This is a genomic window from Streptomyces sp. NBC_00012 (genome assembly GCF_045040875.1).
Lineage (GTDB): Bacteria > Actinomycetota > Actinomycetes > Streptomycetales > Streptomycetaceae > Streptomyces.
This window is the reverse complement of record NZ_CP108309.1, coordinates 5592313-5608280: the sequence shown is the minus strand read 5'-3', so window position 1 is coordinate 5608280 and position 15968 is coordinate 5592313. Positions and strand designations below refer to the sequence as shown.

Genomic DNA, 15968 nt, shown 5'->3' with positions numbered 1-15968 from the left:
TGAAGCGACCGGCACCCCGCCGCGGGATGCCGTGCTGCGCCGGTCGCGTCCGGCGATCCGAGAAGAGCCTCCTCATGTCCGACCGTCTGTCACCGATGCACGGCTTCCCCACCATCTGCACCCCGCGCGGGCCAGTGCCCGCCGACGCGCCCCGCTGGAATCCGCAGCGGGCGAGCTCCATGCCCTCCCACCGCTACCGCTCGGCCTTCGACCGCGTCGAGGTCCCGCCGGCCGGCCGCATCTGGCCGCAGGCCCGTATCGAACGTGCCCCGCTCTGGGTGCCGGTGGATCTGCGCGACGGCAACCAGGCGCTGGCCGAGCCCATGGACACGCCGCGCAAGCGCCGGATGTTCGATCTGCTCGTCACGATGGGGTTCAAGGAGATCGAGATCGGTTATCCCTCCGCGAGCCGCACCGACTTCGACTTCGTACGGCACCTGGCCGGCGGCGACGCGGTGCCGGACGACGTCACCGTGGTCGTCTTCACCCCCGCCAAGCCGGACCTGATCGAGCGGACCTTCGAGTCCATCGAGGGGATGGACCGCGCGGTCGTCCATCTGTACATCCCGACAGCGCCCGTCTGGCGCGACGTGGTGCTCGGCCGCAGCAGGGCCGAGGTGCACGCCACGGTGCTGGAGTCCGCGCGGCAGATGGAACGGCTGGCGCGGGCGCGGCCCGGGGCGGACATCCGGTTCGAGTTCTCCCCCGAAGTGTTCATCCTCACCGAGCCGGACTTCGTCCTGGAGATCTGCAACAGCCTCACCGACCTGTGGGACGCCTCCCCGGACCGGCCGGTCATCCACAACCTGCCCGCCACCGTGGAGATCGCGACACCGAATGTGTACGCGGACCAGATCGAGTACATGCACCGGCATCTGGACCGGCGGGACTCGGTGATCCTCTCCATCCATCCGCACAACGACCGCGGCACCGGCACCGCGTGCGCCGAACTCGCCGTGCTGGCGGGCGCGCAGCGGGTGGAGGGCTGCCTGTTCGGCAACGGGGAGCGCACCGGCAATGTCGACCTGGTCAATCTGGCCCTCAATCTGCATGCCCAGGGCGTCGACCCGATGATCGACTTCTCCGACATCGACGAGATCCGCTCCACGGTCGAGTACTGCAACCGGCTGCCGGTGCCGCCCCGCCACCCCTACGGCGGCGATCTCGTGTACACGGCGTTCTCCGGCACCCACCAGGACGCCATCAGCAAGGGCTTCGCCCACCACGCGAGCAGCGGTTCCGAGCTGTGGTCGGTGCCGTACCTGCCGATCGACCCGGCGGATGTGGGGCGTACGTACGAGGCGGTCATCCGGGTCAACAGCCAGTCCGGGAAGGGCGGCATCGCCCATCTGTTGCGGAGCAACTACGGGGTGGACCTGCCGGCCCGGCTGCGCGCGGACTTCTCCCGCACGGTGCAGGCAGCGACCGACGACAGCGGCCTGGAGGCCACGCCGAAGGATCTGTGGGAGCTGTTCGACACGGCCTACCTGGCCGCCGGGCGGGACGGGGACGTCGCCCTGACCTCCTGGTCCACGGACCGGAACCCGGCCGGTGAGCACCGGTTCATCTGCACGCTGCGGGTGGACGACCGGGAGGGCGACTACGAGGGCACGGGCAACGGTCCGGTGTCGGCGTTCACCCGTGCGCTGGCCGCCGCGGGCATCGAGGTGGACATCCTCGACTTCACGGAGCACGCGACGGGCACGGGGCAGGGCAGCCCGGCGATGGCGTACGTGGAGTGCCGGGTGGGCGGAGAGGTGTGCTGGGGTGCGGGCCAGGACACCTCCGTACTCACGGCCTCGATCATGGCGGTGCTGTCGGCGGTGAACCGGTCGGGCTGAGGGCTGCCCGCGGTCCGTCGAGGCGCGTCGTGCGGAGGATCAGCCGAAGGCCGACGGCGGCGGCGCCGGGGACGGCTTGGCGTCCGCGTCGCTCACCGCCGCCGCGCCGCCGGTGAAGTCGGCCAGCGCCCGCCCGTGTTCGACGCGTCCGGGATGCGGATCGGTCGCCACCCGGCGGGTCAGCTCCGCGATCTTCGGCGGCAGGTCCGACGCGAGCAGCACGGCGTTGCCGAAGCGGCGGCCGCGCCACACGGTCGGGTCGGCGGCGAGCGCCAGCTCCGGGAAGACCGTGGCCGCGGTGGCGATCTGGCCGCGCAGATGGGTCAGCGGCGGCCCGTCCGCGAGGTTGGCGACGTAGCTCCCGCCGGGTTTCAGGACGCGGCGGACCTCGGCGAGGAATTCGGTGCTGGTGAGGTGTGCGGGGGTGCGGGCCCCGCTGAAGACGTCGGCGATGACGAGATCCGCCCAGCCGTCCTGGATCTTCCCGAGCCCGGCGCGGGCGTCGATGGCCCTGACCCGGATCCTGGCCTGCGGGTCCAGCGGCAGTTCCCGGCGGACCAGCTGGACGAGGGCGGCGTCCACCTCGATGACCTGCTGGGTGGACCGGGGCCGGGTCGCGGCGATGTAGCGGGCGAGCGTGAAGGCACCGCCGCCCAGGTGCACCACGTGCAGGGGCTGTCCGGGGGGTGCGACGAGATCGGCGATGTGGCCGATCCTGCGCTGGTACTCGAAGGACAGGAACGTGGGGTCGTCGAGGTCCACATGGGACTGCGGGGCGCCGTCCAACGTCAGCGTCCAGGCGTTCGGCCGCTCCCGGTCGGGCACCAGCTCGGCGAGGGATCCGTCCACCGGTTCGGCGAGGGGCTCCGCCCTTCGCCCGGCGCGCCCGGCACCCTGTTCGGTCCTGGTCCCGGTCCTGCCGTCCGCCTTGCGGTCGGACCGCTTACGGGCGCCCGCACCACCGCCCGACGCTCCTCGACGTGCCACCGCTGCTCGCGCCTGCTCACTGCTCTTCGCTCCGGGCCGGTACGGAACCGGCCGTGCCGGGGAAACCCGCCCACCTGCCCATTATGGGCGCGGCCGGGGAGCCGGCGGTCAGCGGCGGCTGTCGGCCGCCTCGATCAGCCGGGCCGCCTGGTCGAGTGCGGCCCGCAGCACGGCCGGATCGGTGACCGGGGCGTCGTCCTCGGGCGGCAGCAGCCAGCCGCTGCCGGTGACCGGCGGCTCGGCGGGGATGCGCAGCCCGCGGCCGGCGGTCCGTGTACAGGCGCTGCCCGGTACGTCCCACGCATCGGCGGTCCCCGGCGGCACGAGGAAGCCGAGGGTGTCGCAGGTGCCGTCGTGCAGGACCGGGCCGACGTCCTGCTCGGTGTCCCGGCGAAGGATGTCCACGGCCTCCAGGCCCTGGCGGGCCGGAACGGTCACCAGGTCGCAGGGTTCGCCCCCGTGGCCCTCCGTGGATGCGGGTGCCGCGGCACCCGTCGCGACCGGGGCCGTCGCAGTCGTCCGCGCGCCGGTCGTCCGTGCGTCGGTCTCCGTGCCGGGATGCAACAAGGGACCTCTCCTCTCATCGCCGGGCGGAGTCGGTTTCCGTCTCCTCATGGACCAACGCGCCGACTGCGTCAAGGGCTACGGTGCCACGCCGCCGCAAAGGGTGGCAGTTCATGGCAGATCGTGGGCGAGATGCCCGGTTTTGCGGGCAAACGGTCCGTGTGCGGCCCGTCACAGCAGGTACGTTCTTGCTCCGCCGGGACACCGGAAGCAGGAACCCCGGCTGCGGAAGAGAGGTTCCGGTCCATGGTGTCGACAGGGGCAGTTCCCAACCTCGCCTTCCGGCGGCTGCGCGGACCGCGCTCCGCCGGGGAGTTCGCTGCCGCGGTACGCAGGTCCGCCCGCGAGATCGGCGAGCAGGTCGCGTGCGACGCCCGGTACATCGGACGCGTGGAGTCCGGGGAGATCCGCTGCCCGAACTACGCGTACGAACGGGTCTTCCTGCACATGTTCCCCGGGACGACCCTGGCGGACCTGGGCTTCTCGCCGCGCGAAACCGTGCGCGGCCGGGCGGCGCGGACCACTGCCGAAACCCCACCGCCCCCTACGCTCCACAGCGACACCGACGAGGAGAGCGACGTGCTGCGTCGCGTATTCATGACGAGTGGCACCACCACGATGGCGGCCGCGACCCTGGGCCTGGGCCCGGGCGGCGGATCCGCCGCTGCCGCCCCCCTGCCCGGCCCGCGCCGGGTCGGCGAGACCGAGGTCGGCGCCGTCGAGAAGGCGGTGCGCCAGATCCGGCTGCTCGACGACCGGCATGGCGGCGACGGCCTGTACCGCAGGGCGTCCCAGCCGCTGCGGGCGGCGTACGCGCTGCTCGACTCCGGGACGGCCACCAGACGCTCCACCGCCGACCGGCTGCACGCCGGAGCGGGCGAACTGGCCATCTCGGTGGGCTGGCTGGCCCATGACTCGGGCCGGTACGAGGACGCCCGCTCGCACTACGCGGAGGCGCTGGCCACGGCGCGGGTGGCCGGTGACGCGTCGCTGGAGGCGCACGCGTTCTGCAACGCGTCGTTCCTGGCCCGGGACACCGGGCGGCCCCGCGAGTCCGTGCGCGCGGCGGAGGCCGCGCAGCGGGCGGCGCAGCCGCTGGGCTCGCCCCGGCTGCTGGCGCTGCTCGCGCTGCGGGAGGCGGGGGGCCGGGCGGGGCTCGGGGACCGTACCGGCTGCGAGCGGGCGATCGGCCGGGCACACACCGCGTTCGGGCGCGGGCCCCGCGACGCCGATCCGGAATGGATGACGTTCTTCCGGGAGGCGGAGCTGGAGATGCTTCAGGCGCAGTGCTGGTCGGCGCTGGGCGACTGGTCACGGGCGGCCCGGCACGCGCGGCGGGCCACCCGGCTCCAGGACCCGCACTTCACCCGGAACCTGGCGCTGTACCGGGCCGAGCTGACCTGGGACCTCGCGCGGGCGGGTCTGGCCGCGGAGGCGGCGACGGCGGGCCACCGGGTGCTGGACCTGCTGGACCGCGTCCGGTCGACCCGCATCCGGGCAATGCTGGCCCAGGCGGCGGGGGTGCTGGCGCCGCAGCGGCGCGTGGCGGAGGTCCGGGAGTTCCTGGAGCGGTACGCGGAGCTGGCGGAGGCCGGCACCGCGTAGCGCGGACGGGCCTTACCGTTCCAGGTGGCCGGTGTCGTTCCAGCGCTCGATCGCGGGCGCCCCGTACGCCCATCCCAGCACCGACAACGACGTCGGATCGAGCCGGACGCGCGCCGCGAACGACACGTCCTCGCCGAGCCACCGCGCCCCCAGCGCCCGCAGGATGTGGCCGTGGGCGAAGACCAGCACGTCGCGGTCGGCCGAGCGGGCCCACCGGACGATCTCGTCGGCGCGGGCGGACAGCTCGGCCAGGGTCTCCCCCTCCGGCACCCCGTCACGCCAGATGAACCAGTCCGGACGGATCGCCTTGATCTCGGCCGGGGTCATTCCCTCGTACGCCCCGTAGTCCCACTCCATGAGCGCGTCCCACGGCTCGGCCCGGTCCGCGAATCCCGCGATCTCGCAGGTCTCCCTGGCCCGCAGCAGCGGGCTGGTGCGCACTTCCAGGCCCGGCAGGTCCGCCCACGGTCCCCGCCGCAGCCGCTCGCCGAGGAGCCCCGCGCCCACACGGCCGGTGTCGAGCAGCGGGATGTCCGTCCTGCCGGTGTGATTGCCCTTGACGGACCATTCCGTCTGGCCGTGCCGGGCGAGCAGGATACGCGGTGCCATGACGGCTCTCCCTGAACTGAGATCTGAGGCCGGAGATCGGGACGAGGCGGATCATCCGGTTTTCCCATCATCTCGCACGTGATCGCGAGGCAACCTCAGGGGCCCGGGCGACGTCACACTCTGCGCGGAGAAATCTCTGGACCGATCGCCGGTCGGTCCTACGCGCACGGGGCTCCGAAAAAGACCCCCGGAAAACCCCGACCGACCCACGCCGTACGGTTGAACGCCCGCCGTCGGTCGCATGAACACATGATGGAGAGCTTCCGGATGCAGCATGCCAGCACCGCACCCGTGCCGCGCCCGAGGCCCCGTTGGTGGACCGAGCTGCCACTTCTCGCTCTGGTGTACGGAGCCTACTCGGCGGGCCGGCTGGTGGCGCGCGGCGATGTTTCCACCGCGGTCGACCACGGCCTGAGCATCCTGCGCCTGGAGAAGACGCTCCACATCAACCTCGAACATCCGCTCAACCGGCTGCTCACCGCGCACCCTTCGATAGGCATACCCTCCGACTTCGCGTACGCGTCGCTGCACTACCTCGTCACCCCGGCCGTCCTGATCTGGCTCTTCCGCCGCCGCCAGGAGGTGTACCGCCGGGCCCGCACCTGGCTGATGACCTCCACGCTGCTCGGGCTGATCGGCTTCACGCTGCTGCCGACCTGCCCGCCCCGGCTGCTGGAGGCCAAGTACGGCTTCGTCGACACGATGGCCCAGTACAGCTCGTACGGCTGGTGGGGCACGGAGGCCAGCGCCCCGCGCGGCATGGGCGGGATGACCAACCAGTACGCGGCGATGCCGAGCCTGCATGTCGGCTGGGCGATCTGGTGCGGAATCCTGCTGTGGCGCCACAGCAGGAACCCGTACATCCGGGCCGCGGGCGTCGCCTACCCCCTGATCACCACGTTCGTGGTGATGGGCACGGCCAACCACTACCTCCTCGACGCGGTCGCGGGCGCCGCCGTGATGGGCGTCGGAGCCCTGCTGGCCCGGCCCGTGATGCGGCTGGCGGACCGGGTCGGAGCCCGCTTCCCGAAGGTCGCCCCGGTCGCGGAGTCCCCGATTGTCAGTGCCGGATGCAAGACTTCCGCGGGTGAGCGAATCCCTGGCCAGCGGACCACCTCCGCAGACTCCACCGATGCCGCGGCATCGGCCGACGCAGATGCCTCGGCCGGTCGGCCAACCCGGGCCGACACCACCGCCCCCGCAGGAGCGCGAGCCACGGGAGACGACACTCCGGCAGCGGCTCGCTGAGCTGCGCGGACCGGCCGTCCCGCCCCGTCCGCTGGACGCCCGCGCGCTGGCCGCCCTCGCGGCCAACCCCGGCTGCCGGCGCCGCGCCCTGCTGGACGGCGCCGGGGTGGACAAGGCCGCGCTGGCCACGGCGCTCGGTTCGCCGGCCCCCTTCGGGCAGTCGCAGTTCGCCTTCGTCCGGGGCAACGCCTTCGAGGCCAAGGTCAAGGCCGACGGCGGCACGGAGCTGATGCGGCTGCTGCACGAGCGGCTCGGCGGCGGTGGCGAGGCACCCGGCGAGGTCTCGGTGCCCGATCTGACCGCGGCGGGCCCTCAGGGCCGCGCCGCGCGTACGGCGCTGGCACTGCGGGAGGCGACGGAGGCGGGCGGCTGGGCGCTGCTGGACCACCCGATGCTGGCCCTGGAGGTGGCGGGCTCCCCCGCCTATCTGGAGCCGGACGCGGTGGCGGTGCACCCCGACGGCACGTGGACGGTCGTCGAGATCAAGTCCTTCCCCATGATCGACGGCTCGGCCGACGCGGCGAAGGTCGGCGCGGCGGCCCGGCAGTCCGCCGTCTACGTGCTGGCGCTGGAGCGGATCGCGGAGCTGACCGAGGGCGCCGAGGTGGGCCACCGGGTGCTGCTGGTCTGCCCGAAGGACTTCTCCAACCTGCCCACCGCCTCGGTCGTCGACGTACGCAAGCAGCGCGCGGTCACCCGCCGCCAGCTCACCCGGCTGACCCGCATCGAGGACATCGCGGCGGCCCTGCCCGAGGGCACCACCTTCGACCCGCAGTGCCCCCGGCAGCAGCTCGACGCCGCGGTCGAGGCGGTCGGTGCGGCGTACGCCCCGGAGTGCCTGGCCGCCTGCGAGCTGGCCTTCCACTGCCGGGCGAAGGCCCGCGCGGCCGGCGCGGTGGAGGCGCTGGGGCGGAGTGTGCGCGGTGAGCTCGGCGCGCTGACCACGGTGGGCGAGGTGCTGGCGGCGGCCGCGGGCAAGGAGGGCGACCCGGCGGACCCGACGGTCGCGGCCCTGCGGCGCGCGGCGGCCCTGCGCGCCGAGGCGCTGGCGGGCGGTCCGGCATGTCGCTGATCAGCACCCTGGCCCGGCTGGACGCCGTGGAGAGCGGCCGGGCGCAGCCGATGGCCACGGTCCTGCACCGCCATCTCACCGACCGGCCGCTGGTCCTGGTCCCGCTGACCACGGCCGGTGAGGCGGGTGCCCCGCTGGGCGCGCTCGTCGGGACGGACCGGGAGGCGCCCCGGCTGCTGTCGGTCTCGCAGCCGCGCGACCGGGATCTGCGGTTCGCGTTCCTCGCCGAGCTGGCCGAGGCGGTGCTGCCGCACATCGAGGCGTACGAGGACGTCGTCGAGCCGGCCGAGCGCAACGAGACAGACCCGGAGACCGGGAAGAAGGTCAAGGTCGAGGTCGAGCTGTGCGCGGACGCGCCGCAGCTGGTCGTGCCGAGCCGGGCGGGCATCGAGTTCGTACGGCTGCTGGGCCGCTCGATGCGGTTCCGCCGCACGGCCGAGGACGATCCCGACACCCCGTACCCCGCCCCGGCCCGGGTCCCGCTGCTGGGCCGCTGGCTGACGCACTACGGGGAGCGGGCCAGGGTGCCCGGCTCCTCGCTGCTGCTCGCCGCGACCGATCTGCTCAACCGGCACTGGGCGACCGGGCAGAGCAGCCTGGAGGATCAGCACCTGGGTGCGCTGCTGGCCTGGATCGACGCCCCGGCCGGCGAGTCGGGCGCCTCGGCGGCGCTCCGCGCGGAGCTGGAGCGGGACGGCGGCGGGCAGCTGCTGTGCCCGCCGGCCGGCCCGGCCACGGACCCGGCGTTCGACAACCGGCTGCTGGCGCCCGCCATCGAGAAGTACGACCGGGCGCGCACCTCGCTCGCGGCCGCCGAGGACGGCCTGGCGGCCGATGCCCGGCTCGGCGAGCTGACCGCCGCCGAGCGGGAGATCAGGGCGCTGCTGGCCGGTGTGATGCGGCCGACCTGGGACGCGGTGTGGCGCGGGCTCGACCTGCTGCGGGAGCTCCCCGAGGGGGCCCGGTCCGAGGACCGCTGGACCAGGGACCGCTGGTCGTTCACCGGTCACCGGGACCGGGTGCGCTCGGGTGAGCCGCCGCAGCCGCGCCGGGACGACGCGGTGACGGCGGCGCAGAAGCTGGCCTCGCGCGAGACGGCGCAGGCCCAGCTGGAGGCCCAGGAGGCGCTGGACGATCCGCTGGTGCTGGCCGGGCGGCGACTGTCCGGTGAGGCGTTCGTCGGCGAGGTGACGGAGGTGGTGATGGCGTACAGCGAGTCGAAGCGCCCGTCGCCGCGCCCGCTGGTCACGGTCCGCACGGACGAATACCCACATCTCGGCGAGCGCACCAAGGTGTACCGCTCGCTGGACGGCAAGCCGCAGACCGCCGAGTTCGTGGGGTACGCCGAGCCGGCGGACGGGGTCGCACCCCCGCTGGTGTTGCGCATCCTCGACCGGATGGGCCGGAGCAAGGAGCCCGCCCCGGGTTCGGTGCCCGAGCCGGGTGACCGGATCGCCTGGACGCTCTTCGAGCACGATCAGCGCGGCGGCCCGAAGCTGCCGGACCCGGAGGAGACGCCCTGGACGCACGGCGGCCCGCCGGGCTCCGCCGGGCATGCCGAGAGCCCCGATCCCGTGACCGCGGAGGACCTTCTGTGACGGCCGTATTCGACCCGGGCGCCCAGGCCGCGCGGGCGACCGACGCGATCCTCGCCGACACCCTGCGCGGTACGTCGCGCGGCATCGTGGTGGACTCCCCGCCGGGCGCCGGGAAGTCGACGCTCGTGGTGCGCGCCGCGCTCGAACTCGCGTCGGCCGGGCATCCGTTGATGGTGGTCGCGCAGACCAACGCCCAGGTCGACGACCTCGTGGTGCGGCTGGCCGAGAAGGATCCGGGGCTGCCGGTCGGCCGGCTGCACAGCAACGACACGGACCCGTACGACAAGGTGCTGGACGGCCTGGCCAACGTACGGAAGTCGGCGAAGGCATCCGACCTCGCCGGGCTCGACGTGGTCATCTCGACGGCCGCGAAGTGGGCGCACGTGAAGAACGTCGAGCCGTGGGGCCACGCGATCGTCGACGAGGCGTACCAAATGCGTTCGGACGCGCTGCTGGCCGTCGCGGGGCTCTTCGAGCGGGCGCTGTTCGTCGGCGATCCGGGCCAGTTGGACCCGTTCTCGATCGTCGGCGCGGACCAGTGGGCGGGGCTCTCGTACGACCCGTCGGCGAGTGCGGTCTCCACGCTGCTCGCGCACAATCCCCATCTGCCGCAGCACCGGCTTCCGGTGTCGTGGCGGCTGCCCGCGTCCGCCGCGCCGCTGGTCTCGGACGCGTTCTACCCGTACACCCCGTTCCGCAGCGGTACGGACCAGGGCGACCGGCGGCTGTCGTTCGGCGTGGGCTCCGACGGTTCGGCCCCGGACCGGGTGCTGGACGAGGCCGCGGAGTCCGGCTGGGGCCTGCTCGAACTGCCGGCCAGGCACACCCCGCGCACCGACCCGGAGGCGGTACGCGCGGTGGCCCTGGTGGTCCGCCGGCTGCTGGACCGCGGCGGCGCGGCGACGAGCGAGCGCTCCCCCGACCCGGTTCCGGTGACGGCGGACCGGGTCGCGGTCGGCACCGCCCACCGCGACCAGGCCGCGGCGGTGCGGGCGGCGCTCGCGGAGCTGGGCGTGAGCGGCGTCGCGGTGGACACGGCGAACCGGCTCCAGGGCCGCGAGTTCGATGTGACGGTGGTGCTTCACCCGCTCTCCGGCCGCCCGGACGCCACCGCCTTCCACCTGGAGACGGGCCGGCTCTGCGTGCTGGCCTCGCGCCACCGGCACGCCTGCATCGTGGTGTGCCGGGCCGGCGTCACCGAGCTGCTGGACGAGCACCCGTCGACGGAGCCGGTCCAGCTGGGCGTCACGGTGAAGTTCCCGGACGGCTGGGAGGCGAACCACTCGGTGCTGGCGCATCTGGCGGAGCACCGGGTGCGGTGGCCGTCGGGGTGACGGCGGCCGGGGGGACTGCGGCCGGGCGCCGGGGTGACTGCGGGCGGGCGCCGGGCCCTCTTGCGGGACGTTGGACAATGGAGGGTGGCCATCGGGCCGACCCGAGGAGGAAACACCACATGCCACAACCCGAGCGGAACGGGAAGCAGCGGATGCGCCCCGCGCCCCTGCTCTTCGAGCCGTCGGCGGCCGTCGCCGATCCCGAGCACTTCTTCGATCTGGAGTCGATGGACGATCCGGGGGAGCTGCTGTCCCGCGCCACCGAGCTGTCCCTGGCGTTCCGTGCCGCGACCGACCGCGCGGTCGAGTTCCAGGCGATCGCCGCCGCCCAGCTCGCCGATCCGCGCCGGTTCGACCGGCTCACGGCCGCGGACATCGCGCAGCGCGCGCAGTGGACCGAGGACTACGCCAAGAAGATGGTCGAGTTCGGCCGGAGCCTGCTGGGCGGCACCGCGCCCTGACGGCCGTGCGGAACCGGCACCGAACCGGCCGTCGCACGCGGCCGGACCCCGGCCGCCGCACCGGCGACGTCGCTCCCGCGGGGCAGGTGACCGGCCCCGGCCGGCACCCCCGCCGGGCCGCCCGTCCCGCCCGGTCCTGACTCCGGGCAGAACCACTGGCATATGCCCGAGCGCAAGATACTCCCCCTCCCCCCGACCTGTCCCGGTTTCCGGCAACTCTCGGAATCCGCTCGATCACTCCCGGTAGACATGCCCGTATGACCGCATGGCTGCCCGACAACTCGCCCCTGCACCACGGCGACGCCTCCCACCACGGCGCCGACGTATTCGCCGTTCTGCGGAACCAGGCCGCGAACCAGACGGCGCACGTCACGGCGGCCGGTGCCGCCTGGCTGGCCGGCGCCGCCGCGTATCCCCGCTCCACACTCGCCCAGTGGGAGTCCCGTCCCTCCTCGCCCGGGGTACTGCCGTGCGGGTCGGCCTTCGACGTGGTGAACGTGCCCACCCTCTTCGGGCGCCGGATGCTGGAGCACCTGTGGTCGGACGGCCCCGGCTCCGGGCCGGTGGCCACGCACCGCGGACGGATGCTGCTGTTCGCCTCGCCCGGCACCGCCCAGCGGCTCCCCTCGCTGCTCGACTGGGAGGAGTGGGGCGGCGGGCCCGGGCCGCGGGCCGCCATGGGCCCGCGGGGGCACGACGGCGACGGCGACAGCAAGGTGCCGCCACTGCTCTGCCACGGCACCGGGGACGCGGTGACCGTTCCGCCCCTGACCTGCACCTCCACCACGCCCGGCCCCCGCTGGCTGGTCGCCCCCGACACCCGCAACCCCTGGCTGCCGGGCCCCGATGTACTGCTCTGGGCCTGTGTGCGGGTGACCAGGTCGGCGGCCCCGTCGGCGGCCGGGAATTCGATTTTTCCTCCCGCCGATCCGGATGCTAATGTCTACGACGTCAGCAGGCGCCGCTAGCTCAGTTGGTTAGAGCAGCTGACTCTTAATCAGCGGGTCCGGGGTTCGAGTCCCTGGCGGCGCACAGACGGAAGAAGCCCCTCGCGGAAGCGGGGGGCTTCTTCGTGTTCGCTTCTTCGTGTTCGCCGGATGTCGGACGCTTACGTTCCGGTGGTGATCCGGACCGTCCAGGCGCCCGACGGCGTCCGGTCGGCGACCTCGACCTTCGCGTGCGCGTCGGGAATGCTGTACGTCTCGCCGACCCGCAGCGGGGCGTCCGCGAGCGGCGCGTAGACCGAGCGGTCCCAGCAGGCGTCGGTGCGGGGGTGGGTGTCGATGACCTCGACCGGACCGCCGCCGGACGGGGTTCCGTTGCGCACCCGGTAGAGCAGGACACCCTCGGTGCAGGTCGTGCTGTCGTTGCCGGTGGCGCTGCGGGCCTCGATGGCCACGGCGCTGCCCTCACCGGTCCTGATCACCGCGAGCCGGGTGCCGATGGAGGCGCCGGGTACGGGCACGGCGGCCATCGGCTCCAGGGTGATGTCCCGGCTGCTCTGGACGCAGATCACCTGCCGGCGGTCCAGCCAGCCCAGTTTCCACTTGTGCCAGCCGAAGAAGTCCGGCGCGAGTCCGAACTGGCTGCCCATCACGTCCCAGTCGCCGACATAGGTGTCCCAGTCGCCCTTGCCGTCGGACGGCCGGTGGTAGAGGTCCGGCAGGTCGAAGACGTGCCCGGTCTCGTGGGCCAGCACGTTGTGGTCCGGCGGGTGCTGTTCGAAGACGGTGACGACGCGGCGGATGTCCGTGCCGTCGGCGTGCAGCGGCTGGTCGAAGTTGACGACCTTGGTGGCGTCGGAGTCGACGCCCGGGGCGTCCGGGTCGGCGATCAGATAGACGATGTCGTACCGGGAGAAGTCGACCTTCCGATCGGCCGCGGCGACGGCGTCGCGCAGATAGGCGCCGCGCCGCTCGTTGTCCCAGTCCCGCCGTATGCCGTACTGGTCGGACGTTCTGGGCATCTGGATCCACTGCCGCATCGGGTGCGGGCGCAGGGCGAACTTCCCGTACGAGGCGCGCTGGAAGAACTGGCTGGTGGCGGGGAAGTAGTCGGCGGTGAGCTCGGCGGGGCCGGCGGCGGGGTGGTGGTCCGGGAACGAGAGGAAGACCAGGACCGCGTCGAGGGGGTGGTCGGGCCGGGGGTAGGCGCCGTTCCAGTCGCTGACGCCGAGCGAGTGGTGCGCCTCGGTCCGGGGCAGGGCACAGGGCCCCGCCTCTCCGGTGGCGGCCACGGCGGGCCCGGCCACGAGGGAGGTGGCGACGAGCGCCAGGAGGGAGACCGCGGCGGCGGCCAGACCGCGCAGGCTCGGTCTCTCCACTCCCCCGGTCCTGCGCTCACGCGGCACTTCTACCTCCGGGTGCGAACTTCGGTCACCCACTCACCCTGTGATGGTTCGAGGCTTTCGTCCTGTTGAGCTGCCCCAGTCGAGTCAGCTGCCGACCAAGGCCCCCACCCTCACGGACAGTCACAATCGATCACCAAGGCATCGCGAGAGGACACAACCTCTCGGAAACGATCAGTTACGGGCAAATCGGAACCGCGCGCGAATGGCCCATGCGGGGCGTACGCGGGGCATGGAAGGGTCGGGCGCTGGAACGTCCGACGTACCAGCCTCTATGCTTCACCAGGCTTTCCCGCGTGGTTTCCGCCTCCGACCCGGGGGTTCCGCGCGGCGGGCCAGTCCGGCCACACCTGTTCAGGACAGAACTGCACGGCGGGAGCGAACGGTGAGCGGAACCTCCGAAGGGCCCGGGCCCGCGGCGGGCACACCCCGGCATTCCGCAGGCCCGCCGACCACGGAACGTCACACTCCGTGGCCTTCCGCCGGGGGCGACGGGTCCGAGCCGCACGGCTCCGACGGGTCCGAGCCGCACGGCTACCGGGCCGCCTTCCTGGCCGCCACGCTGCCGATGGCGGTGGTCGATCACGAGGGCCTGGTCGTCACCGCCAACGCGGCCCTCGGCGGCCTCCTCGGCCGCTCCGCCGCGGCGCTGACCAACCAGTCCGCCGCCGATCTGCTCGACCTCGCGGCGGACGGCCGCACCTGGCACGCGTACCGCGAGGTGCTGCACGGGCGGCGCTCACGGTTCCGCTGCACCCACCGGCTCAAGCACCCCGACGGGCGCGCCCTGTGGGCCGAGGTCGCCGTCGTGCCGATGCCTGAGCAGGATGCCGGTGCGGGTGACGGCGCCGGGCCCGGCCGGGTGCTGCTCTCCGTCTCGGACGTCAGCGACCGGCGCGAGCTGCAGAAACGACTGCGCCATCTCCAGATGCACGACCCGGTGACCCGGCTGCCCAACCGGACACTGTTCTTCGAGCGGCTCTCGGCCCTCCTGGAGACCCCGCAGTACGACGACGGCTCCTCCGGCCACGGCCGGGTCGGGCTCTGCTACCTGGATCTGGACGGCTTCAAGGCCGTCAACGACACGATGGGCCACCGGATCGGCGACCGGCTGCTCGCCGCGGTGGCCGCGCGGCTCACCGACTGCGCGGCCCAGGACGGCCCGCACCGTGGCGGCGCCCATCTCGTGGCGCGCCTGGGCGGCGACGAGTTCGCGATCCTGGTCGAGGACTCGGCCGGCACGCAGCAGCTCACCGATCTGGCCCGCTCGGTCCTCGCCGCGCTCCAGCAGCCCTTCGACCTGGCCGGGCACCGGCTCTCCGTCTCCGCCTCGATCGGGGTGGTGGAACGGGCCGTGACCGGCACCTCCGCCACCGGTCTGATGCAGGCCGCCGACACCACGCTGTACTGGGCGAAGGCGGACGGCAAGGCCCGCTGGACGGTCTTCGACCCGGAGCGCAACGCCCACCGGATGACCCGTCAGACGCTCTCGTCGACCCTGCGCCCCGCCGTGGAGCGCGGTGAGTTCACCATCGAGTACCAGCCGCTGGTCGGCATGGCCGATGGAGTCGTGCGCGGGGTGGAGGCCCTGGTCCGCTGGAACCATCCCCAGTTCGGCATGCTGTCGCCGAATCGGTTCGTCGCGATCGCCGAGGAGGACGGCTCGATCGTCCAGCTCGGCCGGTGGGTACTGCAGTCCGCCTGCCGCCAGGCGCGGCGCTGGCAGCTGGAGCACCCCGCCGACCCGCCGCTGTTCATCAGCGTCAACGTCGCCGTGCGCCAGGTCTGGGACTCCGACCTGGTCACCGATGTCGCGGAGATCCTCGCCGAGACCGGCCTCGATCCCTCGCTGCTCCAGCTGGAACTGACCGAGTCCGCGGTGATGGGCTCGGCGGGCCAGCCGATCCAGGCCCTCCAGTCGCTCAGCGAAATGGGCGTGCGGATCGCCATCGACGACTTCGGCACCGGCTACTCCAACCTCGCCTATCTGAGCCGACTGCCGGTCTCGGTGCTGAAGCTGGACGGCTCCTTCGTACGCGGTTTCCGCTACGACGACGGCGCCCACCCGTCCCCGGCCGACGAGACGATCGTCGAGGCGATGGTGCAGCTGGCGCACCGGCTGGGCCTGACCGTCACCGCGGAGTGCGTGGAGACGGCCGGCCAGGCGGAACGGCTGCGCAGGATCGGCTGCGACACCGGGCAGGGCTGGCTGTACTCCCGCGCGGTGGCCCCGGAACGGATCGCCGAGCTGATCGGCACCCGCCCGATGCAGGTCTGACCCGGCCCGGCCACCCTCTGCGAC

At 73.3% G+C, this 15968-nt stretch carries 13 protein-coding genes and 1 tRNA gene; 10 read left to right on the top strand and 4 right to left on the bottom strand.

What is annotated here, in order from left to right; all coding sequences use genetic code 11:
* The first annotated feature begins 74 nt into the window (after positions 1 to 74).
* The gene (leuA, locus tag OHA19_RS25830) at positions 75 to 1841 is read left to right on the top strand and encodes a 2-isopropylmalate synthase (protein ID WP_405751791.1); all 1767 of its coding nucleotides are present in this window, start codon (positions 75 to 77) and stop codon (positions 1839 to 1841) included.
* Positions 1842 to 1880: 39 nt separating this feature from the next.
* On the opposite strand, the gene OHA19_RS25825 is transcribed toward leuA, so the two are convergent.
* A complete protein-coding gene (locus OHA19_RS25825) occupies positions 1881 to 2828 on the bottom strand; it encodes a spermidine synthase (RefSeq protein ID WP_405751788.1) in 948 nt (315 codons plus the stop codon).
* 108 nt (positions 2829 to 2936) lie between these two features.
* A complete protein-coding gene (locus OHA19_RS25820) occupies positions 2937 to 3392 on the bottom strand; it encodes a hypothetical protein (RefSeq protein ID WP_405721494.1) in 456 nt (151 codons plus the stop codon).
* 246 nt (positions 3393 to 3638) lie between these two features.
* Here OHA19_RS25820 and OHA19_RS25815 point away from each other — a divergent pair, with 246 nt between their 5' ends.
* Positions 3639 to 4997 carry a tetratricopeptide repeat protein gene (locus OHA19_RS25815; RefSeq protein WP_405712920.1) on the top strand — a complete coding sequence of 453 codons (1359 nt, stop codon included), beginning with the start codon at positions 3639 to 3641 and terminating at the stop codon, positions 4995 to 4997.
* Positions 4998 to 5009: 12 nt separating this feature from the next.
* Here the strand turns inward: OHA19_RS25815 and OHA19_RS25810 are convergent, their stop codons facing one another.
* Complete coding sequence (locus OHA19_RS25810; RefSeq protein WP_405712922.1) at positions 5010 to 5606, bottom strand: histidine phosphatase family protein; 597 nt, start codon at positions 5604 to 5606, stop codon at positions 5010 to 5012.
* Positions 5607 to 5873: 267 nt separating this feature from the next.
* Here OHA19_RS25810 and OHA19_RS25805 point away from each other — a divergent pair, with 267 nt between their 5' ends.
* From OHA19_RS25805 to OHA19_RS25775, 7 genes are all read left to right on the top strand, one after another.
* Complete coding sequence (locus tag OHA19_RS25805) at positions 5874 to 6854, top strand: phosphatase PAP2 family protein (protein ID WP_405712923.1); 981 nt, start codon at positions 5874 to 5876, stop codon at positions 6852 to 6854.
* Positions 6739 to 7926 carry a hypothetical protein gene (locus OHA19_RS25800; protein WP_405712925.1) on the top strand — a complete coding sequence of 396 codons (1188 nt, stop codon included), beginning with the start codon at positions 6739 to 6741 and terminating at the stop codon, positions 7924 to 7926. The genes OHA19_RS25805 and OHA19_RS25800 overlap by 116 nt, the downstream gene beginning before the upstream one ends.
* The gene (locus OHA19_RS25795; RefSeq protein WP_405712927.1) at positions 7917 to 9524 is read left to right on the top strand and encodes a hypothetical protein; all 1608 of its coding nucleotides are present in this window, start codon (positions 7917 to 7919) and stop codon (positions 9522 to 9524) included. Before OHA19_RS25800 ends, OHA19_RS25795 begins: the two co-directional genes overlap by 10 nt.
* Positions 9521 to 10858, top strand: coding sequence for an AAA domain-containing protein (locus OHA19_RS25790; protein WP_405712928.1), 1338 nt, complete (start codon positions 9521 to 9523; stop codon positions 10856 to 10858). Before OHA19_RS25795 ends, OHA19_RS25790 begins: the two co-directional genes overlap by 4 nt.
* Positions 10859 to 10977: 119 nt before the next feature.
* Complete coding sequence (locus OHA19_RS25785; protein WP_405712930.1) at positions 10978 to 11319, top strand: hypothetical protein; 342 nt, start codon at positions 10978 to 10980, stop codon at positions 11317 to 11319.
* Between the two features lie 257 nt (positions 11320 to 11576).
* Positions 11577 to 12287 (top strand): hypothetical protein, encoded by a 711-nt coding sequence (locus OHA19_RS25780; protein ID WP_405712932.1) that lies wholly within the window; start codon positions 11577 to 11579, stop codon positions 12285 to 12287.
* Positions 12278 to 12351 (top strand) — tRNA-Lys (locus tag OHA19_RS25775). Before OHA19_RS25780 ends, OHA19_RS25775 begins: the two co-directional genes overlap by 10 nt.
* Positions 12352 to 12427: 76 nt before the next feature.
* Here the strand turns inward: OHA19_RS25775 and OHA19_RS25770 are convergent.
* A complete protein-coding gene (locus OHA19_RS25770) occupies positions 12428 to 13642 on the bottom strand; it encodes a M6 family metalloprotease domain-containing protein (protein WP_405751786.1) in 1215 nt (404 codons plus the stop codon).
* Between the two features lie 409 nt (positions 13643 to 14051).
* On the opposite strand from OHA19_RS25770, the gene OHA19_RS25765 reads away from it, so the two are divergent.
* On the top strand, positions 14052 to 15944 hold the full coding sequence (locus tag OHA19_RS25765; protein ID WP_405712935.1) for a putative bifunctional diguanylate cyclase/phosphodiesterase: 1893 nt from the start codon (positions 14052 to 14054) through the stop codon (positions 15942 to 15944).
* Positions 15945 to 15968: the final 24 nt, after the last annotated feature.

What these genes read in the sequence shown, in the direction of transcription:
- OHA19_RS25800 (WP_405712925.1), top strand. Translation starts at nt 6,739, where the DNA reads ATGCCGCGGCATCGGCCGACGCAGATGCCTCGGCCGGTCGGCCAACCC.
- OHA19_RS25805 (WP_405712923.1), top strand. Translation starts at nt 5,874, where the DNA reads ATGCAGCATGCCAGCACCGCACCCGTGCCGCGCCCGAGGCCCCGTTGG.
- OHA19_RS25815 (WP_405712920.1), top strand. Translation starts at nt 3,639, where the DNA reads ATGGTGTCGACAGGGGCAGTTCCCAACCTCGCCTTCCGGCGGCTGCGC.
- OHA19_RS25780 (WP_405712932.1), top strand. Translation starts at nt 11,577, where the DNA reads ATGACCGCATGGCTGCCCGACAACTCGCCCCTGCACCACGGCGACGCC.
- leuA (WP_405751791.1), top strand. Translation starts at nt 75, where the DNA reads ATGTCCGACCGTCTGTCACCGATGCACGGCTTCCCCACCATCTGCACC.
- OHA19_RS25795 (WP_405712927.1), top strand. Translation starts at nt 7,917, where the DNA reads ATGTCGCTGATCAGCACCCTGGCCCGGCTGGACGCCGTGGAGAGCGGC.
- OHA19_RS25810 (WP_405712922.1), bottom strand. Translation starts at nt 5,606, where the DNA reads ATGGCACCGCGTATCCTGCTCGCCCGGCACGGCCAGACGGAATGGTCC.
- OHA19_RS25785 (WP_405712930.1), top strand. Translation starts at nt 10,978, where the DNA reads ATGCCACAACCCGAGCGGAACGGGAAGCAGCGGATGCGCCCCGCGCCC.